General features: G+C 66.0%; 14 protein-coding genes. 7 read left to right on the top strand and 7 right to left on the bottom strand.

Annotated elements, in window-relative coordinates; genetic code table 11:
- Window positions 1–437 precede the first annotated feature (437 nt).
- The 4 genes from cmoB to lon form a co-directional block, all read right to left on the bottom strand.
- Window positions 438–1,406 carry a tRNA 5-methoxyuridine(34)/uridine 5-oxyacetic acid(34) synthase CmoB gene (cmoB, locus tag FEZ61_RS17140; RefSeq protein WP_064309476.1) on the bottom strand — a complete coding sequence of 323 codons (969 nt, stop codon included), beginning with the start codon at window positions 1,404–1,406 and terminating at the stop codon, window positions 438–440.
- Complete coding sequence (cmoA, locus tag FEZ61_RS17135; RefSeq protein ID WP_017639845.1) at window positions 1,403–2,140, bottom strand: carboxy-S-adenosyl-L-methionine synthase CmoA; 738 nt, start codon at window positions 2,138–2,140, stop codon at window positions 1,403–1,405. The genes cmoB and cmoA overlap by 4 nt, the downstream gene beginning before the upstream one ends.
- A gap of 63 nt (window positions 2,141–2,203) precedes the next feature.
- A complete protein-coding gene (locus FEZ61_RS17130) occupies window positions 2,204–2,596 on the bottom strand; it encodes a protease inhibitor I42 family protein (RefSeq protein WP_017639844.1) in 393 nt (130 codons plus the stop codon).
- A 61-nt stretch (window positions 2,597–2,657) separates the two neighbouring features.
- Window positions 2,658–5,048 carry an endopeptidase La gene (gene lon, locus FEZ61_RS17125; RefSeq protein ID WP_173149637.1) on the bottom strand — a complete coding sequence of 797 codons (2,391 nt, stop codon included), beginning with the start codon at window positions 5,046–5,048 and terminating at the stop codon, window positions 2,658–2,660.
- 228 nt (window positions 5,049–5,276) lie between these two features.
- Here lon and FEZ61_RS17120 point away from each other — a divergent pair, with 228 nt between their 5' ends.
- The 5 genes from FEZ61_RS17120 to FEZ61_RS17100 all read left to right on the top strand — a co-directional run bounded on the left by FEZ61_RS17120 (window position 5,277) and on the right by FEZ61_RS17100 (window position 10,033).
- Complete coding sequence (locus FEZ61_RS17120; protein ID WP_082900488.1) at window positions 5,277–5,942, top strand: methylamine utilization protein; 666 nt, start codon at window positions 5,277–5,279, stop codon at window positions 5,940–5,942.
- Window positions 5,926–8,244, top strand: a complete 2,319-nt coding sequence (locus FEZ61_RS17115; RefSeq protein WP_173149635.1) for an EAL domain-containing protein — start codon at window positions 5,926–5,928, stop codon at window positions 8,242–8,244. Before FEZ61_RS17120 ends, FEZ61_RS17115 begins: the two co-directional genes overlap by 17 nt.
- Window positions 8,241–9,092: a DUF3034 family protein gene (locus tag FEZ61_RS17110; RefSeq protein WP_173149633.1), complete on the top strand. Its 852-nt coding sequence runs from the start codon at window positions 8,241–8,243 to the stop codon at window positions 9,090–9,092. Before FEZ61_RS17115 ends, FEZ61_RS17110 begins: the two co-directional genes overlap by 4 nt.
- Window positions 9,092–9,517 carry a group 1 truncated hemoglobin gene (locus FEZ61_RS17105; protein WP_173149631.1) on the top strand — a complete coding sequence of 142 codons (426 nt, stop codon included), beginning with the start codon at window positions 9,092–9,094 and terminating at the stop codon, window positions 9,515–9,517. Before FEZ61_RS17110 ends, FEZ61_RS17105 begins: the two co-directional genes overlap by 1 nt.
- 78 nt (window positions 9,518–9,595) lie before the next feature.
- The gene (locus tag FEZ61_RS17100) at window positions 9,596–10,033 is read left to right on the top strand and encodes a DNA methylase (protein WP_093255907.1); all 438 of its coding nucleotides are present in this window, start codon (window positions 9,596–9,598) and stop codon (window positions 10,031–10,033) included.
- Window positions 10,034–10,084: 51 nt separating this feature from the next.
- Here the strand turns inward: FEZ61_RS17100 and FEZ61_RS17095 are convergent, their stop codons facing one another.
- Window positions 10,085–11,191 carry an alpha/beta hydrolase gene (locus tag FEZ61_RS17095; RefSeq protein WP_017639837.1) on the bottom strand — a complete coding sequence of 369 codons (1,107 nt, stop codon included), beginning with the start codon at window positions 11,189–11,191 and terminating at the stop codon, window positions 10,085–10,087.
- Between the two features lie 88 nt (window positions 11,192–11,279).
- Here FEZ61_RS17095 and FEZ61_RS17090 point away from each other — a divergent pair, with 88 nt between their 5' ends.
- Window positions 11,280–11,501 (top strand): hypothetical protein, encoded by a 222-nt coding sequence (locus FEZ61_RS17090; protein ID WP_051226138.1) that lies wholly within the window; start codon window positions 11,280–11,282, stop codon window positions 11,499–11,501.
- On the opposite strand, the gene FEZ61_RS17085 is transcribed toward FEZ61_RS17090, so the two are convergent.
- Window positions 11,498–12,481, bottom strand: coding sequence for a DctP family TRAP transporter solute-binding subunit (locus FEZ61_RS17085; RefSeq protein ID WP_173149629.1), 984 nt, complete (start codon window positions 12,479–12,481; stop codon window positions 11,498–11,500). The two genes, FEZ61_RS17090 and FEZ61_RS17085, sit on opposite strands and share 4 nt — an antisense overlap.
- A 166-nt stretch (window positions 12,482–12,647) precedes the next feature.
- Between FEZ61_RS17085 and FEZ61_RS17080 the strand changes: the two genes are divergently transcribed.
- On the top strand, window positions 12,648–13,481 hold the full coding sequence (locus FEZ61_RS17080) for an aldo/keto reductase (RefSeq protein WP_093255913.1): 834 nt from the start codon (window positions 12,648–12,650) through the stop codon (window positions 13,479–13,481).
- Here the strand turns inward: FEZ61_RS17080 and mnmC are convergent.
- Window positions 13,478–15,415: a bifunctional tRNA (5-methylaminomethyl-2-thiouridine)(34)-methyltransferase MnmD/FAD-dependent 5-carboxymethylaminomethyl-2-thiouridine(34) oxidoreductase MnmC gene (gene mnmC / locus FEZ61_RS17075; RefSeq protein ID WP_173149627.1), complete on the bottom strand. Its 1,938-nt coding sequence runs from the start codon at window positions 15,413–15,415 to the stop codon at window positions 13,478–13,480. The genes FEZ61_RS17080 and mnmC overlap by 4 nt on opposite strands.
- Between the last annotated feature and the right edge of the window lie 18 nt (window positions 15,416–15,433).

Below are 15,433 nucleotides of genomic sequence, written 5' to 3'. Positions count from 1 at the left end.
GGGGGTGTTGTCTTTGGGGCGGGAAAAGTTTGGCCAGACGCCAAGGCGTTTGGGCCGATAGCCCTGCCAGCGGAAGCCGGGCAGTCATGCGGCTGAGGTTGCCCTCACCCTAGCCCTCTCCCGGGGGGAGAGGGGACGGGGGCGGTGCGGCTGAGGCTTGAGCTGTGCTTGCTGCATCAGGTGCGGCTTGAGGTCTGCAAGAGCACCGACAGCCCGGCTGCGCCGGGCTGTCGTGTTTGAAACGCAGCACAGGCCCGGCGTAGGTTGGTGCTGAGCGCAGCGAAGCCCAATGATCAGGTCTGCTGCAGGTATCAAGCGAGCTGCGACAGGGCGTTGAGGGGGCGAGGTTGGCTTCCAGGTGTTGGGCTTCGCTAGGCTCAGCCCAACCTACAAAGACAGAGCAGGAAAAAGCCCGGCATGTGCCGGGCTTTTTGCGCTCAGGGTTTGCGGGCGATCAGGGTGGCGCGCAAGGGGGCGGGAAGCCCCTCGACGGTGCGGCTGGGGTCCTCGGGGTGGAGGAAGTCCGGTAGCGACTGGAAGCCCATCCACTCTGTGGAGCGCTGTTCGTCCACCGTCGTGGGGGTGAGGTCCACCAGGCGGATATCGCGGTAGCCGGCGCGCTGCAGCCAAAGTTGCAGGGCGGCGGCGGAGGGCAGGAACCAGACGTTGCGCATCTGGGCATAACGGTCTTCGGGGACCAGGACGGTGGTGGCATCGCCCTCAACGACCAGGGTTTCCAGGACCAGCTCGCCGCCGCTGTCGAGGCAGTTCTTCAGGTCCAGCAGGTGATCGATGGGTGAGCGGCGATGGTAGAGCACGCCCATGGAAAAGACGGTGTCGAAGCCGCCGTCCAAGGCAGGCAGTTCTTCCAGGGTCAGCGGCAGGTGCCAGGTGGGCAGGTCGGGGAGATAGCGCCGCAGGGCCTGGAACTGGCAGTGGAACAGCCAATTGGGATCGACGCCCAGGACCAGGCTGGCCCCCGCGCCGAGCATGCGCCACTGGTAGTAGCCGTTGCCGCTGCCGACATCCAGAACGCGCTTGCCCTGCAGATCCAGATGGGGTGCGACCCGATCCCATTTCCAGTCGGAGCGCCATTCGGTGTCCAGATGAAGATCGAACAGCTGGAAGGGGCCTTTGCGCCAAGGTCGCAGTTGCAGCAGCGCTTCGCGCAGGGCCTGGTGCTGCTCCGCGGAAGGAAAACCGGCGAGGCGCACGGCCTCACGCAGCTCGATACCTTCCACCGCGATCTCGGGCAGGGCGTCGACGCCAGCTTGCCAGCGTTGCAGGTCACCATGGCCGCGGGCGTACTTGGCGGCCAGAACGCTTTCGAGCCCCTGGGACCAGCCGGCCAGCGAGGTGTCCGCCAGCTTTTGTTGCAGGGTTGCGAGGTAGGCAGGTGGGGTCATGGCAGGGCGATCAGGGAGGTGAAGTTGAGGCATTGGAACCAGGGCACGACGGTGGTGAAACCGGCACCCTGCAGGCGCGCCCGGTGTTCGTCCAGGGTGTCGGTCAGCATGACGTTTTCCAGCGCGGTACGTTTCTGAGCGATTTCCAATTCGCTGTAGCCGTTGGCTCTCTTGAAGTCCAGGTGCAGGCCGTTGAGCAATTCCTGAGTCTGGGCCTGCGGGAAACGGATCTTTTCCGACAGCAGCAGGGCGCCACCGGGTAGCAGGTTGGCGCGCAGCCGACTGAGCAAGTCCAGGCGCTGTTCCGGGGCGATGAATTGCAGGGTGAAGTTGAGGGCGATCACCGAGGCCGATTCGAGCGGGACGTCGAGGATATCGGCTTCCACCACTTCAACCGGCAGCAACTCCTCGTGCATGGAGTCCTGAGCGCTGAGGTATTCGCGGCAGCGGGTGACCATGGCGGTGGAGTTGTCGATAGCCACCACCCGGGTACCCTCGGCGCGGACATGACGGCGCAGGGCCTGGGTCACGGCGCCCAGGGAACAGCCGAGGTCATAGAGACGGCTATGGGGCTGGGCGAACCGTGCGGCGATGACGCCGAGATTCTCGACGATGGTGGGATAGCCCGGCACGGATCTCTTGATCATGTCGGGAAAGACGCGCACCACGTCTTCGTTGAAGGTGAAGTCGGCAGGAGGCTGCGGCGACGCGAACAGACGGTCGGCTTCGCTCATGGGCGGTACCTGGAAAATCCAAAGGGGGCATTGTACCCCCGGCAGGCGTTGCAGGACGTGGCGTCAGCGGATTTCGATGCGGCAGTCGAAGCGGGCCTGGGGTTCGGCTTCGGCATCCCAGGGCTGGCGCGCCTGGAGTTCGAGCTGGGCGCTGCCGGCGCTCTGGGCGCGGAAGCGCCAGAGGGACTGACCGGCGCTGCCGATGCCACCCTGATCCTGGCGCCTTTCGCGGAAGACTTCCGGGCCGAGTTGCTTGAGGTTGTCGCTGCGCTGGAGGATGGTCCAGCGGTAGCCACTGGTGGGATCGCTGGGCAGGGTCAGGGTCAGTTCCTGGCCGGTGTGCATGACCAGCGGGGTGCAGTCGCTGTCGTCACCCAGGATGAGGTTGCCGCTCGGCTGGGTGCTGCTGCAACCGGCCAGGAGCAGACAGCTGCAGAACAGAAGACGGGGGGACATGGAAACCTCCGGGGTATGACGGCAAAACGCAGAGCATACCCCAAGAGGTCGAGCGGTCAGACTAGAAGAGCACCTTGGCCACGTCGGCGAAGCGCTTGGCGAAGTGAACGGTCAGGCCTTCCTTGAGATAGGCCGGCAGCTCTTCGAAGTCACCGCGATTGGCTTCCGGCAGGATCAGTTCGCCGATCTTCTGGCGGCGTGCCGCGATGACCTTTTCCCGGACCCCGCCGATGGGCAGCACTTGACCGGTAAGGGTCAGCTCGCCGGTCATGGCCACGTTCTTCTTCGGCGCCTGGTTGCGCGCCAGCGACAGCAGGGCGGAGGCCATGGTGACGCCGGCGCTGGGGCCGTCCTTGGGCGTGGCGCCTTCGGGCACGTGCAGGTGGACGAAGGCCTGATCGAAGAAATTCGGATCGCCCTTGAAGTCCTTGAGGTGCGCGGTGACGTAGCTGTAGGCGATCTCGGCGGATTCCTTCATGACGTCACCCAGCTTGCCGGTGAGCTTGAAGCCCCGGTTCAGGGTATGGATGCGCGTCGCCTCAATGGGCAGGGTGGCACCGCCCATGCTGGTCCAGGCCAGGCCGGTGATGATGCCCACCCCGGACAGCACCTGCTCCTTGCGGAAGGGCGGCATGCCCAGATAGTCCTCGAGATCCGAGGCACCGATCTTGACCTTGAGCTTGGGCTCCTCGATGAGCTTGACCACCGCCTTGCGCACCAGCTTGCCCAGTTGCTTCTCCAGCTGGCGCACGCCGGCTTCGCGGGCATAGCCTTCCACCAGGGCCTTGAGGGCGCTGTCGGTGAGCGTCAGGCGATCCTTGGGCACCCCGGCCTTGTCCAGCTGCTTGGGCCAGAGGTGGCGCTTGGCGATGGCCTGCTTCTCTTCGGCGATGTAGCCGGAAAGGCGGATGACCTCCATGCGGTCCAGCAGGGGGCCGGGGATGGAGTCCAGGGTGTTGGCGGTACAGACGAACAGCACCTTGGACAGGTCCAGGCGCAGATCCAGGTAGTGGTCGAGGAAGTCGACGTTCTGTTCCGGGTCCAGGGTCTCCAGCAGCGCCGAGGCGGGATCACCCTGGTAGCTCTGGCCCATCTTGTCGATCTCGTCGAGCATGATGACCGGATTCATCACCTTGACGTCGCGCAGCGCCTGGACGAGCTTGCCGGGCATGGCGCCGATGTAGGTGCGGCGGTGGCCCTTGATCTCGGCTTCGTCCCTCATGCCACCCACGCTGAAGCGATAGAAGGGCCGGCCGAGGGATTCGGCGATGGATTTGCCGATGCTGGTCTTGCCCACCCCGGGCGGACCCACCAGCAGCACGATGGAGCCGGTCACTTCGCCCTTGAAGGCGCCCACGGCAAGAAATTCGAGGATGCGATTCTTGATGTCGTCGAGCCCGGCGTGGTGGCGGTCGAGCACCTTGCGCGCGTGCTTGAGATCGAGCTTGTCCTGCCCATGAACGCCCCAGGGCAGGTCGGTGGCCCAGTCCAGGTAGTTGCGGGTGACGCCGTATTCCGGCGAGCCGGTCTCGAGGATGGACAGCTTGTTCAGCTCGTCGTCGATGCGCTTCTGCGCCGCCTCGGGCAGGATCTTGCCCTCCAGGCGCTGGCGGAAGCTTTCGATATCGCTGCTGCGATCGTCCTTGGTGATGCCCAGCTCCTGCTGGATCAGCTTGAGCTGTTCCTTGAGGAAGAATTCGCGCTGGCGTTCGTTGATCTTGCGATTGACCTCGGCGGACAGCTCCTTCTGCAGGCGCGCGACCTCGACCTCCTTGCGCAGCAGCGGCAGGACCTTTTCCATGCGTTGCAGCATGGGCACGGTATCGAGCACCTGCTGCAATTCGTCGCCCGGCGCCGTAGTGAGGGCGGCGGCGAAGTCGGTCAGCGGCGAGGGATCGTTGGGGCTGAAGCGATTGAGATAGTTCTTCAGCTCTTCGCTGTAGAGCGGATTGAGCGGCAAGAGCTCCTTGATGGCGTTGATCAGCGCCATGCCGTAGGCCTTCACCTCGTCGCTGGGATCGGGGTTGGGGCGCAGGTGTTCGACTTCCACCAGATAGGGCGGGCGCTGCCGGCGCAGCCAGCCGCGGATGCGCACCCGCGACAGGCCCTGGGCGACGAACTGCAGCTTGCCGTCCTGACGGGTGGCATGGTGGATGCGCACCAGGGTGCCATGCTGCGGCAGCTGGTCGGGATCGAAGCCCTCGGCATCGCCGGGCTGCTGCTCCATGTAGAACAGCGCCAGGCAGTGGTGGTCGGTCTTGGCCACCAGCTCCAGCGTTTCCGCCCAGGGCTCTTCGTTGACGATGACGGGCAGGACCTGCGCCGGAAAGAAGGGGCGGTTGTGGATGGGAATGACGTAGAGCTTGTCGGGAAGATTCTGGCCGGGCAGCACCAGACCGGTCTGGCCGGCTTCTTCGCTGAGAATGTCCGCTTGGTTATCCTGATCGCTCATTGGCGTACCTTGGGCTTGGATGTAGGGCCAACATGGGGCGAGGGCGCTGGTTTTTCAACGCAGGCAAAGATCTGTCCTTCTTGACCGCCGGGTACCGCTCGAAGTGCGACGGTCGGCGCAACGAGTGGTCGCTGCCACGATAAAGATTCCCCCGGCACTGCCGCTAAAGCTGAGGTCACGCCGCAAAGCCGGCGAGAGATCCGAAAGGCGCGCGGTGGAGAGCAGCGGGTGAACAAGCATTGGGTGGTAGCGGGATGGCTGGCCTTGGGCCTGGGGACGGCACAGGCGGCTGAGGTCGCGGTACAGGTGGTCGACAGCCAGGGCGCTCCCCTGGCCGATGCCGTGGTGATGCTGTCGGGCCAGGGGCTGGTGCCCGAGCGGCAGCCGGCGGCCATCGACCAGCAGAATCGGCGGTTCGTCCCCCATGTCCTGGCAGTCGCCACCGGGACGGCGGTGAGCTTTCCCAATACCGATGATATCCGCCACCAGGTCTATTCCTTTTCCAGCCCGAAGCGCTTCGAGTTGCCGCTCTATCACGGGATTCCCAGCACCCCGGTAGTGTTCGACCAGCCGGGCGTGGTGGTGGTGGGCTGCAACATCCACGACTGGATGGTGGGCTACGTCTATGTGACCGCTGCCGGGCGCTCCGCCGTGACCGACAGCCAGGGCCGCGCCCGCCTGGAGGCGCCGGACGGTCATTATCAGCTGGCGCTCTGGCATCCCGACCTCAGCGACAAGCAGGAAGTCGCCCAGCCCGCACTGGACGTGGCGGGCAAGCCGGTGACCCTGAAACTCCAGCTGGCGATTCAGCCGAAGCCGCAGCCGGCGGAACCGGCGAGCTCGGCTTTCGAGGATGCCTTCCACAAGGCCACGCACGATGAAGCTCATCCATAGTTTCCAGACCCGCATCGCCGGCAGTCTCTTCCTGCTGATGCTGGTGGTCATCACCCTGGTCTATCTGACGGTCAAGGCCGCCACCGAGGCCAGTGCCGTACGCCAGTCCTATGACCAGCTCGATACCGGGGCGCGGGTGTTCCGCCAGGTACTGGACGGCCGCTGCCGGCGGCTGAACGACGCCGTGCGCGTGCTCGCCGCCGATTTCGGCTTTCGCGACGCCGTGGCCAGTGGCGATGTACCGACGCTGCGCTCGGTGCTGGCCAATCATGGCGCCCGGGTCGGCGCGGGCGATACCTATCTGTTGGATATGGACGGTCGGTTGATCGCCAGCACCGTGGCCGCGCACAGCGAAGGCGAGCGCCTCCCCGGCGCGGTGGGGGCGGTCAATGATGGCAGCTGTGTGCTGGCGGGCACCGGCCTGCCACAGTTGCGGGTCACCGTTCCGGTCCGCGCGCCCTTGCCCATCGCCCAGGTGGTGATGAGCTTTGCCATGGATCAGGCCATGGCCCAGGAGTTTCGCTCGCTGATCAACCTGGACGTGGTCTTCCTTGGCGAAGCCGCGCTCATGGCCAGTACCCTGCCGGACGAGCAGGGGCGGCAGCTGGTGCAGGAACTCGCGCGGGCACCAGGGACCGGCGATGGTTGGCAGCTGACCCTGGGTGGCCGGCTCTATCAGGTCAAGCGATTGACCCTGGGGACCCAGGACCATCCGGTGTACGTCTATCTGCTGCGCGCGCTCGACGTCGCCCTGGCGGAGTTCGAGCCCTTGCTCAGGCAGCTGGCGCTGATCGCCGGAGGGGCGCTGCTGGCGGCGCTGCTGGGGGCGTTATGGCTGGCGCGCAACCTGGCCCAGCCGCTGCGGCAGCTGTCGGTCATGTCCTGGCGGATCGGCCAGGGCGATTACGCGGTCAAGGTGGAAGTGCCGCGGCAGGACGAATTCGGTCGGCTGGCGCAGGTGCTCGAGGAGATGCGCCAGGGAATCGCCGAGCGTGAGCAGCGCCTCAATCACAATGCCCTGCACGATGCCCTGACCGGTCTGCCCAATCGCTTGCTGGCCGAGGAGCGGCTGCGGGTCTTTATCGCCACCCAATCCCAGGTGTCGCTGCTGTACCTGGGGCTGGATGGTTTCCAGGCGATCAATGAAAGCGCCGGGGTCGCCGGGGGCGATCGCATCCTCAGGATGGTGGCCGAGCGCGCCCAGGTGCTGCTGGCCGGCCGGGGCTGCGTTTCGCGCCCGGTAGGTGACGAATTTCTCGTCCAGGCCTGTCGCATGGGCCTGGAGGGCGCGGTGGGACTCGCCGAGCAGCTGCGCCTGTCGCTGGCCGAGCCGATCGAGTGGGAAGGGCAGTTGTTCCGCCTCAGTTGCCGGATCGGCGTCGTCGAGTATCCGCGCCACGGCGACGACCCTAACCAGCTGATCGAGCGGGCGCGCAGTGCCATGCTCGACGCCGGGCAGTTGCCGGATCGCCTGCGGGTCTATGATGAAGGGCGGGATGCGGCCCAGCAGCGGCGTCTGCAACTGGTCCAGGATCTGCCGCTGGCGGGCGGGCGGGGTGAATTGATGCTGGTGTTCCAACCCAAGGTGGCCCTGCAGGGCAGCGGACCGCACCAGGCCGAGGTCTTGCTGCGCTGGCGCCATGCCGAGCTGGGCATGGTCTCGCCGGGCGAATTCATTCCCCTGGCCGAACGCAGCGGCAGCATGGCCGGACTCACCCGTTGGGTGATCCAGGCGACGATCCGGCAGCTGGCGCTCTGGCAGACCCAGGGCCGCGAGGTAAAGGTGTCGCTGAACGTCTCGGCGGTGGATCTTGCCGATACCCAGCTGCCCGAGCGGGTGATGGGTTGGCTCGATGACGCCGGCGTCTCGGCGCGGCAGCTCACCTTCGAGATCACCGAGAGCGCCATCATGGCCGATCCCGAAGCGGCCATCGCGCTGCTGACGCGGCTGTCCATCCTCGGCATCCGGCTATCGGTGGACGACTACGGCACCGGCCAGGCGTCGCTGGCGCACCTCAAGCGGCTGCCGGTGGACGAATTGAAGATCGACCAGTCCTTCGTGAAGGAGCTGGCGCCGGGCAACGATGACGCCGTCATCGTGCGTTCGACCATCGAGATGGGCCACAACCTGGGCCTGGAGGTGGTCGCCGAGGGCGTCGAGGAGGCCCGGGCGCTGGCCCTGCTGCGCAGTTGGGGGTGCGATGTGATCCAGGGGTACTACATCAGCCGTCCCGTGCCGGCCGCTGAATTCGAAGCCTGGATGGAACGGCAGAGCATGCCGGTGCTGGAAGCGCTGTCATGAGCCGCGGCTGGCTACTGGCCGGGCTGCTGCTGGCGACCGGCGTCCAGGCAGATGGCGGCAAGCTGTTGGCCACTGGGGGAGCCAGCAGTCTGGAAGGCGCCGCGGGCGGTGGCATCACGCCCTGGGCGGTGATCGGTGGCTATGGCGAAAGCGGTCAGCCCGGCGCGACCGCCTTCGCCAGCCGGGTGTGGACCGGTGACTACCGGCTCGATGCGGCCGGCCTGGCGGTGGCCTACGACAATCGGGTGGAGGTTTCCTATGCGCGGCAGCGGCTGGATATGCCGACCCTGCGGCGGTTGATGAAGCTCGAAGAAGACAGCCTCAGCCAGGATATCATTGGCGCCAAGGTGCGCCTGGCGGGCGACCTGGTCTACGACCGGCTGCCGCAGATCGCCCTGGGCGTGCAGTACAAGCATCAACGGGATTTCGGCATTCCTGCTGCCGTGGGCGCACGGCGCGACAGCGATGTCGAGGGCTACCTGGGCGCCAGTCGGCTGTTGCTGGGTGGCGCCTTCGGCTACAACCTCTGGATCAACGTCGGTCTCAGGTACAGCCGCGCCAACGAGATGGGGCTGCTGGGCTTCGGCGGCGATCGCAACGACAGCCGTCAATGGCTCAAGGAAGGCTCGGCCGCGGTGTTCTTCAATCCTCGCTGGGCGGTGGGCATGGAGTATCGCGAGAAGCCGCGGAATCTGTCTTTCACCCGTGAGAGTGATTGGGTGGATACCTTCGTCGGTTACTTCCCTAACAAGCACCTGTCGCTGGTGCTGGCCTATGCCTGGCTGGGCGAGATCGCCACCCTGGACGATCAGCAGGGTCTCTATCTGTCGCTGCAGGGGAGCTACTGATGCAGGGGAAAACGCTGGTACTGGCGGCGCTGCTGCTGATGCTGGGGTGCACGCCCCAGCCGCCGGCGAGTGATCGGCTCTATCAGGAGCTGGGTGGCCAGCCCGGCCTCACCCGGATCGTCGAGGGCATGCTGCTCAATGTGGCGCGTGACGGGCGGATCCGGCACTACTTCGCCAATGTCGATATCGCGCGCCTGCGCAGTCTGCTCATCCAGAAATTCTGCGCTGATGCGGGCGGTCCCTGTCGCTATGAAGGGGCGAGCATGGCCGAAAGTCATCGCGGTCTGAACCTGCAACCCGCCGACTTCAATGCGCTGGTAGAAGACCTGCAACTGGCCATGCAGCGTGAGGACATTCCGGAGCGGGCACAGAATGCCCTGCTGGCGCGCCTCGCGCCGCAACGCGGCCAGGTGATCCGCCAGTAGCCTGCCGGCTGTCGCTGTTTTCGAACCTCAGCCGTGCGAGATCCTCCCTAGGCAAGACGCCTACGCGAGGGATACGGCTTGAGTAAGACGACTTCGGCGGCCGATCTCGGCCTGACGCTGGCGGTGGACGACGAACCGGCGCTGTTTGGCTGGTTCCTGGCGAGCTACCTGTTCGGCAAACGCATCTCCCAGGGTATCGCCGCCCAGGCCTGGACGGTGCTCTATCGCAAGTACGGTCGCGACACGCCGCGCAAGCTGCTCGGTCTGAGCCGGCAGCAACTGGTCGGCTATCTCGGCGAAGGGCATTACCGGCGTTATGACGAGAGTACGGCCACGCGCCTGCTGGACGTCTGTCACCATCTGCAGGAGGCGTATGGCGGCAGCTTCGTGAGATTGCGTGACGCCAGTACGGACCGTGTGGATTTCGAGTCACGTCTGCAGCGGCTGAAGGGGGTAGGGCCCAAGACCTGTGAGATCTTCATGCGCGAAGCAGGGCCGCTATTATTTCCTGACTGAATGCACACCGCCGGCACGGGGCCGGCGGTGGTCAGGACGAGCGAGCTGCGATTATTTGCCCAGGTCGGCCTTGAGGCGGCTGCCGGCATAGGCCTGGGCGTCCTTGGCTTTTTGCACCACGGCAGCGGTGCCGAAGAACTCATGGGTGACGCCTGGATAGACCTTGCGCTCCACCTGGACGCCAGCCTGGCGCAGGGCGGTCTCCAGGAAGCCACCGTCGTCACGCAGGGGATCGATCTCGGCATTGACGATGGTCACCGGCGGCAGGCCGGCAAGATCGGCCTTGGTCAGATCCAGGCGTGGATCCTTGAGGTCCGCGGGCGAACGGGTCACCTGCTCGACGAACCACAGCATCATGGGGCGATTGAGCGGCTTGGCGTCGTCGTACTGCTCATAGGATGGGGTGTGGGTGTTGGTCTGGGCCACCGGATAGACCGACAGCACGTGCTTGGGTGCGGTGAGACCGGCCTTGTGCGCGGCGACCGCGGTCGCTACCGCCAGGTTGCCACCCGCGCTTTCACCGGCCAGGGCCAGACGCTGTGGATCGCCATTGAGCGAGCCGGCATGGGTGGTCACCCAACGGTAGGCGGCCAGGGCGTCGTCGTGGGCCGCTGGAAATTTGTATTCGGGCGCTTGACGATAATCCACCGAGACCACGATAGCGTTGGCCTGCTTGGCCAGGCCCCGGGCACCACCGTCGTAGACGTTGCGATCGGCGAACACCCAGCCGCCGCCGTGGAAGTAGAGGATGACTGGGAAAGGACCCTGGCCCTCGGGGGTATAGATGCGCGCCGGCAGTACCCCGGCAGCACCGTCCACGGCGCGGTCGACACTGGTCACGCCAGGCACCAGCGCCTCGGGTTGGGTGGGACGACCCTCGTCCTGCAGCACACCCTTGACCGCATCGGCGATGGTAGGCTGTTTGCGGGCCTCCTGGGCAGTGAGTTTCTCCACGGCTTTAGGATCGAAGCTGGCGTACTTGTTCAGCACCTTCTGCATGTCGGCATCGGTGCGCGCCATGCTCTTGGCATTGCTGACCGCCTCGGCGCCCAGTGAACGTTTTTCCGGATCGCGGGCACAGCCAGTCAGGGCAAGGCCGGCACCCACCAGAGCCAGGGCGAGGAGGGTAGGTTTGCTACGCAAGAGGGACAGCGACATGGCAGAGATCCTGTGCGAATTCGGGAGGCTTACCCTGAAATCGACATGGTTATCGCGCGAGAGGTTCCGACGGGCCGCTGGCAAGCGTCTGGCGATCATTGTGCTGGGTCTGCTGGGAACCGAGGCCTTCGCCGAGCCAGCGGCCTATTGGCGCTGGCGGAGCAACGCGGACGGTCAGGAATTCTGTACCCAGACGCCGCCGGGGCCGGGCTGGGTCAGAGTCGCCGGCCCCTTTCGCGATCTGCAGTGCCGTGAGCCGGGTAGCCTACCCCTGCGCCGCTGGGCCGAGCCGCCGCAGCAACGGTTCTAGTTCGAGTTCTCGGCGGCCTTGAGCAGGGAGGCGCCGAGTTCGCCTTCGTAGCGCTGCCACACCGGACGCATGGCCTCACGCCAGCGCGTCCGTTGCTCGGGGGTGAGGGTGATGATCTCGCTACCGCCCGCGGCGGCGATGCGCGCGCGATCACGCTGGTTTTCCGCCTCGGATTGCTTCTTCACCTCGAAGGTCACCTGGTCGATGATTTCCTCCAGGGTGCTGCGTACGGCGAAGGGCAGGGTGCGCCAGCGATCCGCCTTGACGATCAGCAGGTAGTCCAGGGCGCCGTGATTGCTTTCGGTGAAATAGCGCTGCTGCTGATCGAGGCGCTGACTCCAGTAGTTGGACCAGGTGTTCTCGGTGGCATTGACGGTGCCCGTGGTGAGCGCCTGCAGGGTCTGGTTGAACGGCAGCTTGACCGCCGTGGCGCCGAGGGCCTCGAACTGGCGTTGCAGGACCTCGGAATTCTGGATGCGGAACACCAGCCCCTTGGCATCGCCGGGTTCGCGCAAGGGCTTGCGCGCCGACAGTTGCTTGAGACCGTTGGGCCAGTAGGCCAGGCCGATGATGCCGGCCGGTTCCAGGCTCTGCAGCAGCTGGCGACCACTGGGGCGGGCCTGGAAGTGATCGAGGGCCGCGCGACTCTCGAAGAGGAAGGGCAGGTCGAACAGCTTGAGCTTGGGGCTGAGGTCGGTGAGCTTGCTGATCGCCGGTGCCAGGATATCGACCTTGCCGTCCTGCAAGGCTTGCAGTTCGCTGGCGTCGTCGAAGGCCGTGCCGCTGGGCATCACCTCCAGCTGGACCTGACCGGCGAGGCGTTGCGCCACCAGTTGCTGGAACAGCTGAGCCCCCTTGCCCTTGGGGGTCTCCGGTGCCACCACATGGGAAAACCTCAGAGTAATGACGTCAGCGTAGCTGGACGTCATGGGCAGGGCAGCGGAGAGCAGGGCGCAGAGGCCCAGGATCGACGGTTTCATGGCAGGTCCTGGTGGTTATTCTTGGAATCCTTATAGGCGTACTTTACCAGTGCGACGTCAGGTCACAGGGCCTGTGGGAGGGCGTTGGCTGCCGTTTGGCGGATGACCGGGAGAATCGGCGTCACGCTGGCGTTCTAACGGCAACACCCATGAGAAGGATGCGTCCATGAATACCGCTCAAACCGTTCGCTTGCCCGATGGCACTACCGTTCCGGCGCTGGGACAGGGTACCTGGCGCATGGGCGAAAACGCCGACCTGCACCGCCAGGAGGTCAGTGCCCTGCGCCAGGGGCTGGACCTGGGACTCACCCTGATCGACACCGCCGAGATGTATGGCGAAGGCCGCGCCGAGGAGCTGGTGGGTGAGGCTATCGCCGGACGGCGTGACGAGGTCTTCCTGGTGAGCAAGTTCTATCCGAAGAACGCCACCGAAGCGGGCGTACCCCTGGCCTGCGAACGTAGCCTGAAGCGCCTGGGCACCGAGGTCATCGACCTCTATCTGCTGCACTGGCGCGGCCAGGTGCCGCTGATCGAGACGGTCATGGCGCTGGAGAAGCTGCGCGACGAAGGCAAGATCCGTCACTGGGGCGTGTCCAACCTCGACACCAGCGACATGCTGGAGCTGAACGACGACCGCTGCAGCGCCAATCAGGTGCTTTACAACCTGGAGCAGCGCGGCATCGAGCACGACCTGCTGCCCTGGTGCCAGCGTCAGCAGATGCCGCTGATGGCCTATTGTCCGCTGGGGCAGGGTGGCGATCTGCTGCGACACCCGACCCTGGCTACCCTGGCCGAACGGCATCAGGCTACCCCGGCGCAGATCGCCCTGGCCTGGGTACTGCGTCAGCCGGGCGTGATCGCCATTCCCAAGGCCGGCGACGCCGGACATCTGGAAGAGAATGCGCGGGCCCTGGATCTGCGTCTGGGCGATGAAGACTTCGCCCTGCTCGATGGCGCCTTCCCGCCGCCGCAAGCCAAGAGTCCGCTGGCGATCATCTAGCCGCCGCGAATCAGCCGACGCAGGGGAAAGCGATTGGGGTGGCAGGCTTCGGCCACCCGTCGTGCCACTGGCAGGGGTTCGTCTTCCAGCCAGGCCGCCAGCAGTTCGGCGGCCAATGGGGTGGTGACCAGCCCGCGTGAGCCGTGGGCCAGATTCACATAGAGCCCGGTACGCCAGGGCGCCGCCTGCTCGGGCACCTGGCGGGCATCATAGGCCAGCGCCTTGTAATGCTGGGCGAAGCGGTCCTGATCCACGACCGGGCCGACCAGGGGCAGGTAGTCGGGCGAGGTGCAGCGAAAGGCCACCCGGCCGTCCAGGGCCTCGGCCTGGTAGCCGGCGGCCAGCTCGGGTGACAGCTCGGCGAGCAGCTGCAGATTGCTCTGGTGTTCCGCCTGACTGGGCTCGGTATCGTCCCGGTCGAAGACGAAGCTGGCGCCCAGGCAATGCTGACCGTCACGGGCCGGCGCGAGATAGCCTTCGCCGCAGACCACGGTTGCCAGTGGCTGGCTGGCTGGCGTTTCCGGCAGCGCGGACAATTGCCCACGAATGGCCTTGAGCGGCAGGTCGGGCAGCAACGTCCTGGCCTGGGCGGCGCTGGCCACCACGACCACCGTCGCTTCCAGCGTTGCCCCTCGGGTGCTGACCTGCCAGCCGTGCTCGGTTTGCTGCAGCGCCGTCACCTCGGTATGGGTGACCAGCTCGATATTTGGATGGGCCAGCCAGTGCTGGCACAGAGCGGGCGGATGCACCCAGCCCCCTTCCGAAAAGAACAGGCCGTCCGCCGTCAGATCGATTCCCGCCCTGTTGCTGGCGGCTTCCCTATCCAGCGGCTGCAGCAGATCGGTGGGGAAGTGCGCCGCCAGTTGCGCCTGGCGTTGGGCATCCTTGGCCGTCAGCGCCAGTTGCAGCACCCCGCAGGGGGACCAGGCAGCGCCCGGAGGCAGGGCCTGGAGCTCGCGCAGGGTCAGGCCGAAGCCGTCGAGGATCAGTCGGCTCAGCGGGGTATCGTGAGCGGACAGCTTGAGGTAGAGCACGCCCTGGGGATTGCCCGAGGCTTCCTGGGCTGGGGCGCCATGGCGTTCGACGACCCTGACCTGCCAGCCGCGGCGGGCAAGACTGGCGGCGGTGGCGCATCCGGCGAGACCAGCGCCTATGACCAGTGCCGTGCGCGGTCCCTGGGGGCGAGGTGGCCGGGCATACCAGGGCACCTGGGACAGGGTATTGGGACGTTCCAGCACGCCGGCCAGCATCTCCCGCTTGTGACCGAAACCAGGCACCTTGGCCATGGCGAAGCCGGCCTCGTTCAGCCCGCGACGGACGAAGCCGGCGCAGGTGAAGGTGGCCAGGGTGGTACCGGCATGGGACAGCCGTGCCAGCTCGGCGAACAGCGCGGGCGTCCACATCTCGGGATTCTTGGCCGGGGCGAAGCCATCCAGGAACCAGGCGTCGCAACGGGCATCCAGCTCGGGCAGGCGCTCCAGCACATCGCCGATCAGCAGGGTGAGGGTGATGCGCCCGTCGCCCAGGACCAGCCGCTGGAAGCCCGGATGGATAGCCTGGTACTGCCGCTGCAGCGCCGCGCTGTAGGCGGCCAGTTCCGGCCAGAGGGTCAGTGCCTGGGCGAGATCGGCGGCGGTCAGCGGAAAGCGCTCGACGCTGACGAAATGCAGGCGCGCATCCTTGGGCGCCACGGCCTCGAACAGTTGCCAGGCGCAGAGGAAGTTGAGGCCGGTGCCAAAGCCCGTTTCGCCGATGGTGAAGACCTCTCCTGCCGTCAACGCGGCGAAGCGCTCGCCCAGGCGATTCTGCTGCAGGAAGACGTAGCGCGTCTCTTCCAGGCCGCTGGCACGGGAAAAGTAGACATCGCCATAGGCGCGGGAGAGGGGTTGCCCGGAGGCGTCCCAGTCGAGCTGGGCGTGCTGGAAGTCGGTCATGAGCGGCGCGGCCTGGAG

The organism is Pseudomonas sp. MS15a(2019) (genome assembly GCF_013277805.1).
GTDB classification, from domain to species: domain Bacteria; phylum Pseudomonadota; class Gammaproteobacteria; order Pseudomonadales; family Pseudomonadaceae; genus Chryseomonas; species Chryseomonas benzopyrenica.
The sequence above is the reverse complement of the archived record's forward strand: the minus strand, read 5'-3'. Positions and strand labels throughout refer to the sequence as shown.